Below are 15,033 nucleotides of genomic sequence, written 5' to 3'. Positions count from 1 at the left end.
ATCGTCCCAAGCCTAAACTGAACCTGAGACAGTATTTTATTTCTTGTTTCTATTAAGTTTATTCCACCACTCCAAGAGAATGGTGGAGGCTAACGGACTCGAACCGTTCACCCCCTGCTTGCAAAGCAGGTGCTCTACCAGATGAGCTAAGCCCCCAAATTACTTCGCGATGCTTCGTCATTCAATCTCTCGTTTACTTTAGTAAACGTCGAGATTTCATTTCTCGCCTCGCTTGCAATTACTTTTCTGCAATTCAAAACCAAACTGGTCGCTCTTTGACAGAGCTTTCCAACCATGCACTCCAAGGAATGAATGGTGGGTCAGACAGGAATCGAACCTGTGACCCCCGCCTTATCAAGACGATGCTCTAACCGACTGAGCTACTGACCCAATGTGATTTTCACGAAAACTTCTCGTATCTTCTTTTCTACAGTCGATGAGTGTGAGTACTCAATCCAAAAGACTTTCTCTTGAAAGGAGGTGATCCAGCCGCAGGTTCCCCTACGGCTACCTTGTTACGACTTCACCCCAGTCATGAATCCCACCGTGGTAAGCGGCCTCCTTACGGTTAGCCTACCTACTTCTGGTGAAACCCATTCCCATGGTGTGACGGGCGGTGTGTACAAGGCCCGGGAACGTATTCACCGCGACATGCTGATCCGCGATTACTAGCGATTCCGACTTCATGGAGTCGAGTTGCAGACTCCAATCCGGACTACGATCGGTTTTATGAGATTAGCTCCACCTCGCGGCTTGGCAACCCTCTGTACCGACCATTGTATGACGTGTGAAGCCCTAGCCATAAGGGCCATGAGGACTTGACGTCATCCCCACCTTCCTCCGGTTTGTCACCGGCAGTCTCCTTAAAGTGCCCAACTAAATGGTAGCAACTAAGGACAAGGGTTGCGCTCGTTGCGGGACTTAACCCAACATCTCACGACACGAGCTGACGACAGCCATGCAGCACCTGTGTTCAAGTTCCTTGCGGCACTCCTCTATCTCTAAAGGATTCTTGACATGTCAAGGCTAGGTAAGGTTTTTCGCGTTGCATCGAATTAATCCACATCATCCACCGCTTGTGCGGGCCCCCGTCAATTCCTTTGAGTTTTAGCCTTGCGGCCGTACTCCCCAGGCGGTCTACTTCACGCGTTAGCTGCGTTACTAAGGAACGAATTCCCCAACAACTAGTAGACATCGTTTAGGGCGTGGACTACCAGGGTATCTAATCCTGTTTGCTCCCCACGCTTTCGTGCATGAGTGTCAGTATTAGCCCAGGGGGTTGCCTTCGCCATCGGTGTTCCTCCGCATCTCTACGCATTTCACTGCTACACGCGGAATTCCACCCCCCTCTGCCATACTCTAGTTGAACAGTTTGCAATGCAATTCCCAGGTTGAGCCCGGGGCTTTCACATCACACTTAATCAACCACCTGCGCACCCTTTACGCCCAGTAATTCCGATTAACGCTTGGACCCTACGTATTACCGCGGCTGCTGGCACGTAGTTAGCCGGTCCTTATTCTTCCGGTACTGTCATCCCCAATGGATATTAGCCACTAGGATTTCCTCCCGAACAAAAGCGCTTTACAACCCGAAGGCCTTCTTCACGCACGCGGCATTGCTGGATCAGGCTTGCGCCCATTGTCCAAGATTCCCCACTGCTGCCTCCCGTAGGAGTCTGGACCGTGTCTCAGTTCCAGTGTGGCGGATCGTCCTCTAAGACCCGCTACAGATCGTTGCCTTGGTGAGCCTTTACCTCACCAACTAGCTAATCTGATATCGGCCGCTCTAATAACGAGAGGTCTTGCGATCCCCCTCTTTCCCCCTCAGGGCGTATGCGGTATTAGCTATCCTTTCGGATAGTTATCCCCCATTACTAGGTACGTTCCGATATATTACTCACCCGTTCGCCACTCGTCAGCGGTGCAAGCACCCTGTTACCGTTCGACTTGCATGTGTAAAGCATGCCGCCAGCGTTCAATCTGAGCCAGGATCAAACTCTTTAGTTTAATCTCTATGCTAGTACTTACTGGCTTACTTTATTCAGAGCAACCATCGCTGGTTACTCCTTATTAATGCAAGCACTTGTTTCGCTTCCGAATCAAGCACTCACACTCATCGACTGTATTTTTTTAAAGATCGTTTCGCCACTGCGACATCACCGTGTTGCTGTGTGTACTGCAGCGAGAGGCCGAACTATACCGGCGACACCCTATTCGGTCAACCCCATTACTAAGATAAAACCGAGCAAGTCGCTAAGTCGTTGATTAAACTGCACCAGAAAAATCAATCACCCCCCCCCCCCGGCAAATAAAAAGCCAACTCAAACACTTGCTCTGGCATAGGAATAGCCCACCGACAGGTGGACTTCATGATAAACCTTAAGCCGCCGCACCTAATAAGCGCAGTACTGCCATTGCGCCCAAGCGGGTATTGTCCCCAGTCAGCCAAAGCGACACACCCTGACCACTGGCGCGTACACGGCTTACCCAGACTTTATCGCCACCAATCACGTCCTGTGGTGTAACCAAGCCTGCCGCGCCTTGTGCCTCTAACAAATAAACACCTTCTGCATCTGTTAACGCTGCCTTTAGGGTATTTAAAGTCACATCGTCCGCAAAGCGTACATTTAAGCTAATGCCATGGCCAAAAAACATCGGTACTCGAGTACACGTCAGCGACATCGGCACATCCACACAAACGCTAGCCACTTCGGCAATGATGCGTGTTTCTTCAGCACTGGCACCGAACTCATCAATTACACCAATGGAAGGGTGCAAATTAAACGCCATGCGTTTTGCGTAATGCTCGATTTGCACTTCGCTCTGCGCAAACAAGGCACGCGTTTGCTCAGATAGCTCGTCAATCGCCCGCTTGCCGTCTTGCGAAACCGACAGCATCGCCGTTACGGTTAAGCCAGAAAAAGGCGCTGCTTTTGCTAAGGCTTTCAGCACCGGCAACAAAATAGTTGTCACTTCATGCGGCATACGCGCTACACCACCACGTTTTAGACGAGCATCAGGTTCGGCCAGAGGCACGTCTGCACCACCACTTAAATCCACAACGGCCGCACCCGCATCTGCAGCGATCCTGGCATAGCGAGCCGCACAAGCCGGATCTTCACCGCAGAACACCACTAAATCCGGCACTTCCCAATTGAACTCTTCCACGCCCATGATGGGGAAATCTTGCCCGCGAAACTCGACCATCTCGCCTTCATCTGTCACCGCCAAAGGAAAAAAGGTGGAGAACGACTGCGATGTAGCACCCAACACTTCTAATAATGTCTCGCCCGAAGTGCTATTTGCCCCAACGACAGCTAAAGAAAGCGGTTTTACAGCCATGATCAAATCCTTTGAAAATATAAACACACCAAAACCTTAAAATCTGTAGACACAGAGCGCACAGAGTTAACAACAGAACACGGAGAAAACCTTAGGCATTACATCCATCCACTACAAGAATGACGCGACCTATCTGGCTTTGCTCACGTCTTGCGTGTTTTTCGCAAACTAAAAGCCGTACTGTTATAAAACAAGCAGGGCGCAATATGCGCCCTGCTTATAAGATGTGTCCAGCCAACTCTTTTACAAGGCCGCGACCACCGCATCGCCCATTTCTGAGCAGCTTACTTTGCGGGTGCCTTCCTCAAAAATATCTGCAGTGCGCAAACCATCGGCCAGCACTTTTTTCACCGCGCTTTCAATCCGCTGCGCGACCGTTTCTAAATTAAAGCTGTAACGCATCATCATCGCCACCGACAGAATCGTCGCCAATGGATTAGCTAGATTTTTGCCTGCAATATCGGGAGCCGAGCCGTGGCTAGGCTCATACAAGCCTTTATTATTGGCATCCAAGGATGCAGATGGCAGCATGCCGATCGAGCCGGTCAACATCGACGCCTCATCACTCAAAATATCGCCAAAGATATTGCCGGTGACCATCACATCAAATTGCTTAGGATTACGCACCAATTGCATGGCCGCGTTATCCACATACATATGGCTGAGCGCAACTTCAGGATATTCCCTAGCCACGTCGATCATAATTTCTTTCCAAAACTCAGTGGCTTCCAGCACATTGGCTTTATCTACCGAACACAATTTTTTATTACGCTTCATCGCGATACCGAAAGCTACATGGGCAATGCGGCGCACTTCTGATTCGGCGTAAAGCATGGTGTTAAAGCCTTCACGCTCGCCTGCTGCATTGATGCGAATACCGCGTGGCTGACCAAAATAAATATCCCCCGTCAGCTCGCGCACAATCATAATATCTAGTCCGCTAACCACTTCTGGCTTGAGCGTGGAAGCATTCGCCAGCTCAGGGTAAAGAATGGCAGGGCGTAAATTAGCAAATAGGCTTAAATCTTTACGAATCGCCAATAAACCACGCTCTGGGCGTAGCGGGCGATCCAGATTATCGTAAGCAGGGCCACCCACCGCCCCCAGCAAAACCGCATCGGCCTCACGCGCTAATTTTTGCGTGACTTCTGGATAAGGCGAGCCGTACTGATCGTAAGCAGCCCCCCCCAAAGGCGCTTCTTCAAGCGTGATCGCTAGGCCTTCTTTTTGCAGCACTTCCAATACTTTGCGGGCTTCTCTGATAATTTCTGGGCCAATGCCATCGCCTGGCAATACTGCAATCTTCATACCGATCAACCTTTTGCTAGTCTTTAAATGGATTACAAGCGCAACAAGCGCTTGCGTAAAAATTCCCCAGCTGCATTATTCCTCCTTGCCGTACGCTCCATACTGTCTGCGTCGTCACGCCTTGCTGGAAAACTTTTTCATAAGTGCTTACGATTAAATACAATGCGCGTAAAGATTCGCCTTGGATCTTACCTGCTATCGCCAAACACGCCAAGAAGTCGCTTACAGGCGATTCATTCCACCTCCTTATAAAGAAAAGAAAAAATGAGCGTCATTAAAAACGGCATCTACCAACACTACAAAGGCCCACTTTATCAAGTGATTGGCCTAGCCAAACACAGTGAAACCGAGGAAGAAATGGTGGTTTATCGCTGCCTTTACGGTAAATTTGATCTTTGGGTGCGGCCACTGGCGATGTTTATTGAAGAGATTACTTACAAAGGCGAAACGATGCCGCGCTTTCGTTGGCATTCCAAATAAAAAGACGCCCTTATCAGATGCAAAAAAGGAAGCCGCCTGGCTTCCTTTTTTATATTCACATTTCAGGACATTGCCCAACCGACTATGAGCACTTTAAATTACTCACAACCACTTTACTAATCAACTCACTACGATCTTTTGCAATTTGCTTAAATGACGCTTTAAACTTTGCTCGCTCTCCTGATTTATAAGCTTTTGACATTGCAATGCTATTGCCAAGCGATGAACCACCCGCACTATAAAATCGAACATCCATTGTTAAAAATTGATTGCACGATTTTGCATACGTAATATAACCGTTTAAATCGAATCGATCGTCTAATGTAGCTTCCAACTTCACCTCTTCTAAAGTCGCAATTTTAGAGACTTCAGGAGTGACTTCAACTTTCATATCTTGAAACCCATTACGCACGGAAGTACGCAAATTATTAATTCCATCCCGCACAGGATTAGCACAACCAAGCAACAGGCATAGCGATAAAAGAGGTAGCATTTTTTTCATTTTTATACCTTTTGATAGATAAGAAAGACAAGGAAAGCTCCCAAGTGATCGCGTTTACTTGTGCCCTGCTCACTATGAAAGCTTTATTTTTTAAACAATAACGACACTACTTCACAGCAAAAGAATATCAAAGTTTGACTCAAACGAGGAGAAGCTTTAAATACCGCGTTGTGACTACGTTTATGTAGCATTAGAAACTAATACCTAAGCACTACAAACCACCTGAGAAAGTCATAAAAATAATGGCTAAAACAAAGGATTTGCCCTGATTTTAATGTAAGTTTTACATTGAACTACAAAAGAAAAATAAAGATACTGACACTTAAAAATATTGTTGCTGAAATACAAAGCGGCATTTTTTAAGCCACCAAAAATAAATCTCGCCCAGATACACAGTGTAAGTATATTAAGTAAGCTTAAAAAACATCGTGCAAAGATCAGATCTCAGCTTGTGATTCTTTCTTAAAACCCAGCGCGCCCGCCACCTGAATCTGCACGCAAAAAAACCCGCCGCAGCGGGTTTTTATACCAAGATTAAATAATCAATTAGAAATTATATTTAGCCGTATAAATCATAGCATTCTGATATGAAGCAGAGCCTAATTTTTGATCTGCATAGCGATATTGCAAGCCCGTGGTGAATTCTTTGCTGACATTCCACCAGAGTGATACTGCGCCATTTTGACCTGTTGAATCACCCTTAGTCACGCCACCCGCTGGGCTGCCCATAGTTAAGAATTTATCGTCACGATTAAATTCTGTTTCGTGCCATTGGGTTGCCATAAAGGATTGGCCAAACATTTGGAAGCTATAACCAGCCACATAACCCGCCATCACGCCATTAGCGTGTGCGCCGATATTTTGGTCCAGCTGCTGATGTGCCCCCACAAACGGTTTGATCCAGAAATTACCGCTAGAAAGACTTGTACCCAAACCTAAAACTCGGTTCTGCGAGAAGAAATTTGTACCTGTGTCGCGTAAATCATAAACATGTACATAAGCTTGTACAGGCACTGGACCGGCCTGAACAATATTAAAGCGAGCAACGGCTTTAACAACGTAGCGACGATTTTCGCGGGAATCTGGCTCGCTCTTCGCTTTCGTTGGATTTTCAACATCAAAGAAACCGTATGCTTCGCCCCAGTCACCACCAAAGCCACCCTCTACTTCTAAAAAGGCAAAGTCTTTTTTACCGGCAAATGCGCCTGCATTTGTGCGATCTTCGGTGCCATTAGACCAGTCCAGCCAATTAACACTCACATTCTTGAATGACCAATCATTAGCAGCAAATGCAGCAGGAGTAGCCAGGATGCTGGCTGCGACTAAAATATTGCGGAGTTTCATATTAAGCTCATCATTTTATTATTTAATTCGGTAGAAATCTGTAAACACGCAGCCCCCAACCGATACAGGGGAGCGCAGCATAACGAGTTTATTTACGCCAGTAAATAAAATACGTTTAAAAAACAGATTAATGGATTTTGCTGCGAATATTCTTGATAAAACATAAGAAAAGCTAACTATTACCATACACATACAATGCCATTGGAATAAAAACCAATAAAACTTATAAATAAAAAATCAGCAATAAATCAATACACTTACAATAATCCATTTTTATTCACACTAACAAACACACATTTCAGCTCGATTGGATTAAATCCATTTAAAAAACAAAGCACTACAATAAACACTGCAGCTCTAAGCATCTTAAGTCTGTTTCTTTTCAAGAGACAGTTTGATTGATTCACCTCGCGTTGGCAGCAAGCCAATCACGCAGCTGCATGTTAAAATCCGCCTCCTTCAAGTCTCTTGCCCCGGAAAAAACTATGCGTATCGGCACGCCTCTTTCTGCCTCCGCCACCAAAGTGATGCTGCTAGGAAGCGGCGAGCTAGGTAAAGAAGTCATCATCGCCTTGCAAAGGCTGGGCGTTGAAGTGATTGCGGTAGATCGCTATGCCGACGCGCCCGGCATGCAAGTGGCGCATCGCAGCCATGTAATTAATATGGCCGACCCCATTGCGCTGCGTGCCTTGGTCGAGCTGGAGCGTCCGCATTTAATCGTGCCGGAAATCGAAGCAATTGCAACTTCTGCCCTTTTAGAGATTGAGGCAGATGGCCTTGCTAGAGTGATTCCTAGCGCGCGCGCCACTCATCTCACCATGAATCGTGAAGGCATACGCCGCTTAGCTGCCGAAGAGCTGGGCTTGCCGACTTCTAGCTACCAGTTCGCCTCGTCTCTCGCTGAAATGCGCAGTGCTATTGATATCATTGGGCTGCCGTGCCTGATTAAACCAGTGATGTCGTCTTCCGGCAAAGGGCAGTCGTTTATTCGTGATGCCGCCGAAATCGACGCCGCTTGGGATTATGCAGCCAGCGGTAGCCGTGTTAATCAAGGCCGGGTGATTGTGGAAGGCTTTGTGGATTTTGAGTACGAAATCACCCTACTTACCATCCGTGCACTAGGCCAGTCGGGCGAGATTGAAACCTTTTTCTGCGACCCCATCGGCCATATTCAAAAAAATGGCGATTATGTGGAAAGCTGGCAACCCCAAGCGATGCGCCCGCTGGCCTTAGAACGCGCCCGTGATATTGCCCAGAAAATAACCCAAGATCTAGGTGGCCGAGGCTTGTTTGGTGTGGAGCTATTCGTTAAAGGCGACGATGTCTGGTTCTCTGAAGTCAGCCCCCGCCCGCACGACACCGGCTTGGTGACCCTAGCCAGCCAGCGTTTTTCAGAGTTCGAGTTGCACGCCCGCGCTATTTTAATGCTGCCGATTGATGCCACGTTGCGCGAACCCGCTGCCAGCGCCGTGATTTACGGCGGCATGGAAGAAACAGCGATTGCCTTTGAAGGCTTGGAGCAAGCGCTGGCCGTACCGCGTGCCGATCTGCGACTATTTGGTAAACCAGAAAGCTTTACTCGCCGCCGCATGGGCGTAGCGCTCGCAGCAGGCACAAGCACCGATGAAGCACGCAGCCGCGCCAAGCTGGCAGCCAGCTTAGTTAAGCCCGTTAAGGAATAAGCAATGCAAGATGTAGCAGAAATGACACCTTACCAACTCTTGGGTGGCGATGCCGTATTGCGTCAATTGGTCGATCGCTTTTACGACATTATGTATAGCGACCCGCGCGCCAGCGGTATTCGCGCCATGCACCATGCAGACAGCACGCTGATTCGCGATAAATTTTTTGATTTTTTATCGGGTTGGCTAGGCGGGCCACAGTACTTTATTGAGAAATACGGCCACCCTATGCTGCGTGCACGCCACATGCCTTTTTCCATTGGAGAAGATGAGCGCGATCAATGGTTGATGTGTATGTTTCAGGCCATGAAAGAGATTCCGATGGAAAGCTCATTACGTGATCATTTAGAAGACGCATTTTTCCGCACAGCTGACTTTATGCGTAATAAATAATATCCACTTAATGTACTGCAATTAATACCTGATTGACCCCTCATCGTTCTGCTAATACCGTATTCATTCAATTGAATGCGGTATTTTTTTAGCTCAACATACCGATTAAATCCCTTCCTTTAAATATTATTCAATCCATTGCGCTTTCTACTGGCAATACGGTCAATCAACTCTACAATCTATAACAACTGCTTCCCTTTGGAGAACTCCATGCTATCTAAATTTACAATTGCCGCAAGGCTGGCTGGTGGGTTTGCCCTGCTGCTTTTTTTACTCATCAGCGTGGGCGCAATCGGTCTTTGGGGGCTTAATCGCCAAGAAAGCCTAAGCAACAATATGCTGGAACATAACTTAGGCTACTCACTCGATTTAATTGAAGCGCGCCATCAAATCACCGATTTACGCCGCTTTGAAAAAGATATTTTTCTTAATTTTGAAAACCCAACAAAAATAACTGAGTACAAAATAAAATGGGATCAAGCACTGGATAAAACCCAAGCTGCAATCAAAAGTAGCGAAAGTAACGCTGAAGCAAGCGATTTGCAAAAAATCAACGAACTAAGTCAGAATCTAAAAAGCTACGCCGAAGGATTTAAAAGCGTATTTAAAGAAATCCAATCCGGAAAATACCAAAAAGCCAGCGAAATCAACACCGACTTTTCTAAATTTAAAGAACCAGTTCGTGCCATGCAAGAAGGCCTGACCAAGCTGGCGGATGATGCCATCAGCCTTGCCAAAGGGATGGACGAAACACTCAGCACACTAACTGCAGCCACCATCAGCATCTCTATTACCCTGATGTTTTTTGCCATTTTAATTGGCATAACCAGCGCCTTGATGATTATTCGCAGCATCCGCCGCCCTCTTGCTGCACTGCAGGAAACCATTACAGAAATAGATAACACCGGTAATTTAGCCCTGAGATTAGATCAATCAGGTCATGACGAAATCAGTCAATCTTCTGCTGTGATTAATCGCCTGTTGACCAGCATGAGTAAAGTGATCAGCGAATCACGCAAAAACTCCAGCCAGCTATTAATTTCATCAGAAACGCTCTCTTCTGCTGCGCGGCAGATGACGGACTCATCCGAAATTCAATCGTCAGCATCCAGTGCCACCGCTGCCGCAGTCGAAGAGCTTTCCGTCAGTGTCAATATGATCTCCACCAGCGCAGAAGGGCTAAACGCAGAAGCACGGCGTGGTGCATCGACCGCCGCCGAAGGCGCACTCTCTGCCAACCGCACTGCAAATGAAATCCGCCAGATTGCAGAAAACATCAACAGCTCTGCCGCAGTGATCGATCAGCTGAATCAGCGTTCTGGTGAAATTGGCAGCATTGTAATGGTCATTAAAGACATTGCCGATCAAACCAACTTGCTAGCGCTCAATGCCGCAATTGAAGCGGCCCGGGCAGGCGATTTAGGCCGTGGCTTTGCCGTCGTTGCTGATGAAGTCAGAAAACTGGCTGAACGCACCACCCAAGCCACCACCGAAATCACCAGCAAAATTGAAGCCGTGCAAAGAGACACCAGCACCGCCTCAGAAGGGATGCAGCACGCCAGCCGCATGGTAGAAAGCGGCGTTAGAAACACACAAAGCGTGGCTGAATCACTGGCCAATCTGGAGCAGCAATCCAAAAACACCGTGAACGACATCGCCCAAATGGCCGATGCCATTGGCGAGCAAAGTTCGGCCAGCCAGGATATTGCCAACAATATTGAAAAAATCGCCCAAGCAAGTGAAGAAAACCATGCTACCGCCAGCAGCACCAGCGATCTTTCTGAAGAGCTACGCGGAATTGCTTCAACACTTAATACCCTGATCAGCCAATACCGCACTTAAATAACGCCCACGTAAAAACACCGCCGTTTCAAACGGCGGTGTTTTTTATGCCTAGATACTTAATCAGCCTGATAAGGGTAAGGCTTTTGCTGAATCTGTGATGCTACCGTGCGGGCACGCTCGTCTAAATCCAACGGCGCTTTATCCCAAAGCAGTGCACGGCCTTCAAGCTGACCTTCAGCCACTTCAGGATTATCCCCCAAATAGCCACGCATAAACTGGGTGAATTCTGAAACGTATTGTGTGTTCTTAAACATGGCCATCCACGTTAGATGTGACGAATAAATGCATTATACCGCGTTCAGCAGAAATGGCAGCGCTGCCGCATGTAATATTGGGTTCGCAGCAGCCAAAACCCGCCCTTCACTATGCATATCAAGCGCTTTGCCCTGCCAATCGGTCATACACCCACCTGCACCGTTCACCACAGGGGCAAGCGCCGCAAAGTCATGTAGTTTTAAGCCTTCTTCCACCACCAGCTCCAGCCAGCCGCTCGCCACCTGTGCATATAAGTAGCCATCGCCACCATAGGTATTAAAGCGACACTGCTCTGACAAACGCGCAAAGCCAGCCGCGCCCGCATCTAGGTACTGCGGCCCTGTTGTGCCTAATCTTGCCGCTTGCAGCTGCTCGATTTGATTGGCCACCACCGGCTCGCCATTGAACCAAGCCCCCTGCCCGGTAATACCCAGCCAGCGCTCATTCTGGATCGGCTGATTAATAATGCCCAATACCGGCTTGCCGTGATGCAAGAGGCCTATCAGCGTTACAAACAAGGCCCTACCCACGGTAAACGACTTGGTGCCATCAATCGGGTCGAGCACCCATACCCACTCGGCATCTTCTCTCTCGCGGCCAAATTCTTCGCCGATGATGCCATCTTGCGGACGGATTTTTTGGATCAGCTCGCGCATGACACGCTCCGCCTCACGATCTGCAATGGTCACTGGGCTGTGATCATTTTTATCATCAATCGCCAGAGGGCTACGAAAATAAGGACGTATCGCTGCAGCGCTGGCGTCCGCCAGTTGCGCCGCAAGTGCAATCATTTCATCGGGCAATCGCATTTGAACTCCGAAGCAGAATATAGGGAGGCAAAAGTAGCATAAACCACAGTTAAATAATAATGGTTTTTATTCATTGAATAATATTATTGTAAACATTTAAGCAATTGAAATTAATCCTCATTTATTTTTCAACAAAAAATACATAATATAAAAAAGAACCATTCTTAATAAAAACGAATAAATGTAAAATGGCACAATAAACAGTGGCAATAGCCATAAAAAAGAATAAAATGAGCGCTGAGATATTAAAACAGATTTAATGCAATTAGTTCTCATTAGGGAGCAAATCCCAAAATTACCCGCAGCTTATTAATCATAAATAAGCGCTGGCCACTGGAGAATACAAAATGCAAGGTAGCAAACTCGTCCTTAGCTCGCTCAATAGCGTACTAGGCAATGAATTAATTGCAATCAATCAATTCTTCTTACACGCGCGTATGTACCGTAACTGGGGCTTAAAAAAGCTGAACGACGCCGTATATCACGAATCAATTGATGCCATGAAACGGGCAGACAAGCTGATCACCCGCATTCTGATGCTTGAAGGCCTGCCTAATTTACAACAGCTCGGCAAATTATATATCGGTGAAAATACGCCTGAAATGCTGGAATGTGATCTAAAACTGGTCAGCAGCCATCTCACCACTTTGCGCCAAGCAATTGAAACCTGTGAGCTGGAGCAAGACTACGTTTCACGCGATATTCTGGAAGACCTGCTCGAAGACGAAGAAGAATACGTTGATTGGCTAGAAACCCAAGCCGAACTACAAGTTTCACTCGGCCTAGCAAATTATCTCCAATCACAAATCGACGCCTAAGGAAGATCATCATGCAAGGTAAACAAAATGTAATCGCAGGCTTAAAAGAGCTGCTGGTTACCGAACTCACCTCCGTCGACCAATACTTTGTGCATAGTCAGATGTATCACAACTGGGGCTATAGTAAGCTCTATGAGCGCATCGATCACGAGCGCCAAGATGAAATTGGCCATTCCACCCTTTTGATTGCCCGTATTCTATTTCTCGGTGGCATCCCCGATGTAGCAGGCCGTGATGCACTTCGTATTGGTGCCGATGTACCTGCCATGCTGCACAACGATCTGCTCACCGAATACGATGTAGCCACCGCCCTCAAACGCGTTATCGCGGTTTGTGAGCAAGAGCAAGACTACGTCAGCCGTAATATGCTGATTAAGCTTTTAGACGATACCGAGCAAGATCATGCGCATTGGCTAGAGCAACAACTCGGCCTGATTAAAGCCGTTGGCCTGCCTAATTACTTGCAGACCCAAATGTAAAAGAGGCTTTGTAGCCAAGGCCTTGCTCCATAAAAAAGCCGCGTCTTTCTGCATACGGAAGACGCGGCTTTTTCGTGCCAGCTCAATCAACTACTTAGCGATTGATTGGCAGAATCAATGCTTACCCGTACTGCCAAAACCACCTTCACCACGATCTGAATCGGCAAATTCATCGACCAGATTAAATTCCACCTGCACCACGGGCACAATCACCAGCTGGGCGATGCGCTCCATAGGCTGGATGGTGAACGGCACTTGGCTACGATTCCATACCGAGACAAAAATCTGCCCTTGGTAATCAGAATCGATCAAACCCACTAAATTACCCAACACAATCCCGTGCTTATGACCAAGACCGGAGCGCGGCAGAATCATGGCGGCAAGGCCCGGATCATCCAGATGCAGTGCCATGCCGGTTGGCACCAGCTGAGTGGCTCCCGGTGCCAGCTCCATCGGCACATCAAGGCAGGCACGTAAATCAAGGCCTGCCGAACCTTTGGTGGCGTATTGCGGCAGATTTTCTTTCAACCGGCCATCTAAAATCTTTACATCAATCTGAGACATTTTCTTACCTTTTTTGATAAAGCCGCGCGATATGCGCAATCAAACGGCGTGCTACATCGAGCTTGGGGGCGCGAGTTAATCGGGTTTCACCATCATCATCAAGCAAAATAATTTCATTTTCATCAGAGCCCATCGCGTTTTGCACTAAATTAGCCGCCAGCAGCGGTAGTTTTTTGCGCTTACGCTTGGCTTCTGCGTATTCCAGCAGATTTTCAGATTCGGCGGCAAAGCCCACGCAGAATGGCGGATTATCCCGCGCCGTGATATTGGCCAGAATATCCGGATTAGGACCTAGCTCAAGGGTAAGGATGTGCGCGTCTTTTTTGATTTTTTGCTCAGAAGGATTAAGCACATAGTAATCAGAAACGGCGGCCACGCTGATAAAGATATCGGCTTCTTCTATTTCGGCATTCACGGCTTGTAACATTTCCTCGGCGCTAACCACATCAATGCGGCGGCAACCTAGCGGCTCTGGCAAGGCGGTTTCACCGGACACCAGCACCACATCAGCGCCAGACTCCCAAGCCGCACGGGCAATGGCGTAGCCCATTTTGCCTGAGCTGCTATTAGTAATGCCGCGCACGGCGTCGATGCGCTCGAAAGTAGGCCCCGCCGTAATCAACACCCGTTTACCCGCCAGTAATTTCAGCTGAAAAAATGCATCGATATGCTGCAACAGCGCTTCAGGCTCTAGCATCCGGCCAAGACCTATTTCACCGCAGGCCTGCTCGCCCTCACCCGGCCCCAGAATATGCACTCCATCAGAAATCAGCTGTGCCACATTGCGCTGATTCGGCGGGTTTTCCCACATTTGCCGATTCATGGCGGGCGCTAATAACAGCGGACAATCGCGCGCGGCCACTAAGGTCGACAGCAAATCATCCGCAAAACCATTGGCCACTTTCGCCATAAAATCAGCCGTAGCTGGGGCGACAACAATGGCGTGAGCACCGCGGGTTAAATCAATATGCGCCATATTATTAGGCGCGCGGCCATCCCACAGATCAACGAACACTGGGCGGCCAGATACCGCTTGAAAGGTAACCGGCCCAACAAACCTGGTTGCGGCCTCGGTCATCACCACTTGAACTTCATAAGACGCTTTCGTGAGTAAGCGCACCAGTTCAACAGCTTTATACGCGGCAACGCCACCGGTGACCCCAAGTACGATGCGTTTTTGGCTCATGGCTAAGCTCTCTTAAATAAGACACA

The 15,033-nt window shown here is 48.0% G+C and carries 14 protein-coding genes, 2 tRNA genes and 1 rRNA gene; 6 read left to right on the top strand and 11 right to left on the bottom strand.

All coding sequences use genetic code 11. The features are described 5' to 3' along the window. Nucleotides 1–80: 80 nt before the first annotated feature. The 5 genes from VN23_RS03905 to leuB all read right to left on the bottom strand — a co-directional run bounded on the left by VN23_RS03905 (nt 81) and on the right by leuB (nt 4,650). Nucleotides 81–156, bottom strand: a tRNA-Ala gene (locus VN23_RS03905). Between the two features lie 157 nt (nt 157–313). Then, nucleotides 314–390 (bottom strand) — tRNA-Ile (locus VN23_RS03900). Between the two features lie 83 nt (nt 391–473). Then, nucleotides 474–2,007 (bottom strand): 16S ribosomal RNA (locus VN23_RS03895). A 372-nt stretch (nt 2,008–2,379) separates the two neighbouring features. Further along, a complete protein-coding gene (locus VN23_RS03890; protein WP_046353129.1) occupies nt 2,380–3,342 on the bottom strand; it encodes an Asd/ArgC dimerization domain-containing protein in 963 nt (320 codons plus the stop codon). A gap of 243 nt (nt 3,343–3,585) precedes the next feature. After that, nucleotides 3,586–4,650 carry a 3-isopropylmalate dehydrogenase gene (leuB, locus tag VN23_RS03885; RefSeq protein WP_046353130.1) on the bottom strand — a complete coding sequence of 355 codons (1,065 nt, stop codon included), beginning with the start codon at nt 4,648–4,650 and terminating at the stop codon, nt 3,586–3,588. Between the two features lie 264 nt (nt 4,651–4,914). On the opposite strand from leuB, the gene VN23_RS03880 reads away from it, so the two are divergent. Continuing rightward, nucleotides 4,915–5,130 (top strand): DUF1653 domain-containing protein, encoded by a 216-nt coding sequence (locus tag VN23_RS03880; protein WP_046353131.1) that lies wholly within the window; start codon nt 4,915–4,917, stop codon nt 5,128–5,130. An 82-nt stretch (nt 5,131–5,212) separates the two neighbouring features. Here VN23_RS03880 and VN23_RS03875 read toward each other — a convergent pair whose 3' ends face one another. Continuing rightward, on the bottom strand, nt 5,213–5,632 hold the full coding sequence (locus VN23_RS03875; RefSeq protein ID WP_046353132.1) for a hypothetical protein: 420 nt from the start codon (nt 5,630–5,632) through the stop codon (nt 5,213–5,215). 546 nt (nt 5,633–6,178) lie between these two features. Continuing rightward, a complete protein-coding gene (locus VN23_RS03870; RefSeq protein WP_046353133.1) occupies nt 6,179–6,976 on the bottom strand; it encodes an outer membrane protein OmpK in 798 nt (265 codons plus the stop codon). A 485-nt stretch (nt 6,977–7,461) separates the two neighbouring features. Between VN23_RS03870 and purT the strand changes: the two genes are divergently transcribed. From purT to VN23_RS03855, 3 genes are all read left to right on the top strand, one after another. After that, nucleotides 7,462–8,658, top strand: a complete 1,197-nt coding sequence (gene purT, locus VN23_RS03865; protein WP_046353134.1) for a formate-dependent phosphoribosylglycinamide formyltransferase — start codon at nt 7,462–7,464, stop codon at nt 8,656–8,658. Nucleotides 8,659–8,661: 3 nt separating this feature from the next. Further along, a complete protein-coding gene (locus VN23_RS03860) occupies nt 8,662–9,051 on the top strand; it encodes a group II truncated hemoglobin (protein WP_046353135.1) in 390 nt (129 codons plus the stop codon). A gap of 210 nt (nt 9,052–9,261) precedes the next feature. After that, nucleotides 9,262–10,893 (top strand): methyl-accepting chemotaxis protein, encoded by a 1,632-nt coding sequence (locus VN23_RS03855; RefSeq protein ID WP_046353136.1) that lies wholly within the window; start codon nt 9,262–9,264, stop codon nt 10,891–10,893. A gap of 59 nt (nt 10,894–10,952) precedes the next feature. Here the strand turns inward: VN23_RS03855 and VN23_RS03850 are convergent, their stop codons facing one another. Next, nucleotides 10,953–11,150 carry a DUF3460 family protein gene (locus VN23_RS03850; protein WP_380187020.1) on the bottom strand — a complete coding sequence of 66 codons (198 nt, stop codon included), beginning with the start codon at nt 11,148–11,150 and terminating at the stop codon, nt 10,953–10,955. 33 nt (nt 11,151–11,183) lie between these two features. Further along, nucleotides 11,184–11,960: a histidinol-phosphatase gene (gene hisN, locus VN23_RS03845; protein WP_046353138.1), complete on the bottom strand. Its 777-nt coding sequence runs from the start codon at nt 11,958–11,960 to the stop codon at nt 11,184–11,186. 347 nt (nt 11,961–12,307) lie between these two features. On the opposite strand from hisN, the gene bfr (VN23_RS03840) reads away from it, so the two are divergent. Both bfr (VN23_RS03840) and bfr (VN23_RS03835) read left to right on the top strand, forming a co-directional pair. Then, on the top strand, nt 12,308–12,778 hold the full coding sequence (gene bfr, locus VN23_RS03840; RefSeq protein ID WP_046353139.1) for a bacterioferritin: 471 nt from the start codon (nt 12,308–12,310) through the stop codon (nt 12,776–12,778). 11 nt (nt 12,779–12,789) lie between these two features. Then, nucleotides 12,790–13,257, top strand: coding sequence for a bacterioferritin (gene bfr, locus VN23_RS03835; protein WP_046353140.1), 468 nt, complete (start codon nt 12,790–12,792; stop codon nt 13,255–13,257). Nucleotides 13,258–13,371: 114 nt separating this feature from the next. Here the strand turns inward: bfr (VN23_RS03835) and dut are convergent, their stop codons facing one another. Both dut and coaBC read right to left on the bottom strand, forming a co-directional pair. Then, a complete protein-coding gene (gene dut, locus VN23_RS03830) occupies nt 13,372–13,821 on the bottom strand; it encodes a dUTP diphosphatase (RefSeq protein ID WP_046353141.1) in 450 nt (149 codons plus the stop codon). Nucleotides 13,822–13,825: 4 nt separating this feature from the next. Continuing rightward, nucleotides 13,826–15,007, bottom strand: coding sequence for a bifunctional phosphopantothenoylcysteine decarboxylase/phosphopantothenate--cysteine ligase CoaBC (gene coaBC, locus VN23_RS03825; protein WP_046353142.1), 1,182 nt, complete (start codon nt 15,005–15,007; stop codon nt 13,826–13,828). Nucleotides 15,008–15,033 lie beyond the last annotated feature (26 nt).

The organism is Janthinobacterium sp. B9-8, from assembly GCF_000969645.2.
GTDB lineage: Bacteria > Pseudomonadota > Gammaproteobacteria > Burkholderiales > Chitinibacteraceae > Iodobacter.
This window is presented reverse-complemented; position numbering and strand designations above follow the sequence as displayed.

What these genes read in the sequence shown, in the direction of transcription:
- bfr (WP_046353140.1), top strand. Translation starts at nt 12,790, where the DNA reads ATGCAAGGTAAACAAAATGTAATCGCAGGCTTAAAAGAGCTGCTGGTT.
- VN23_RS03875 (WP_046353132.1), bottom strand. Translation starts at nt 5,632, where the DNA reads ATGAAAAAAATGCTACCTCTTTTATCGCTATGCCTGTTGCTTGGTTGT.
- VN23_RS03880 (WP_046353131.1), top strand. Translation starts at nt 4,915, where the DNA reads ATGAGCGTCATTAAAAACGGCATCTACCAACACTACAAAGGCCCACTT.
- purT (WP_046353134.1), top strand. Translation starts at nt 7,462, where the DNA reads ATGCGTATCGGCACGCCTCTTTCTGCCTCCGCCACCAAAGTGATGCTG.
- VN23_RS03855 (WP_046353136.1), top strand. Translation starts at nt 9,262, where the DNA reads ATGCTATCTAAATTTACAATTGCCGCAAGGCTGGCTGGTGGGTTTGCC.
- coaBC (WP_046353142.1), bottom strand. Translation starts at nt 15,007, where the DNA reads ATGAGCCAAAAACGCATCGTACTTGGGGTCACCGGTGGCGTTGCCGCG.
- hisN (WP_046353138.1), bottom strand. Translation starts at nt 11,960, where the DNA reads ATGCGATTGCCCGATGAAATGATTGCACTTGCGGCGCAACTGGCGGAC.
- bfr (WP_046353139.1), top strand. Translation starts at nt 12,308, where the DNA reads ATGCAAGGTAGCAAACTCGTCCTTAGCTCGCTCAATAGCGTACTAGGC.
- dut (WP_046353141.1), bottom strand. Translation starts at nt 13,821, where the DNA reads ATGTCTCAGATTGATGTAAAGATTTTAGATGGCCGGTTGAAAGAAAAT.
- VN23_RS03890 (WP_046353129.1), bottom strand. Translation starts at nt 3,342, where the DNA reads ATGGCTGTAAAACCGCTTTCTTTAGCTGTCGTTGGGGCAAATAGCACT.
- VN23_RS03860 (WP_046353135.1), top strand. Translation starts at nt 8,662, where the DNA reads ATGCAAGATGTAGCAGAAATGACACCTTACCAACTCTTGGGTGGCGAT.
- VN23_RS03870 (WP_046353133.1), bottom strand. Translation starts at nt 6,976, where the DNA reads ATGAAACTCCGCAATATTTTAGTCGCAGCCAGCATCCTGGCTACTCCT.
- leuB (WP_046353130.1), bottom strand. Translation starts at nt 4,650, where the DNA reads ATGAAGATTGCAGTATTGCCAGGCGATGGCATTGGCCCAGAAATTATC.
- VN23_RS03850 (WP_380187020.1), bottom strand. Translation starts at nt 11,150, where the DNA reads ATGTTTAAGAACACACAATACGTTTCAGAATTCACCCAGTTTATGCGT.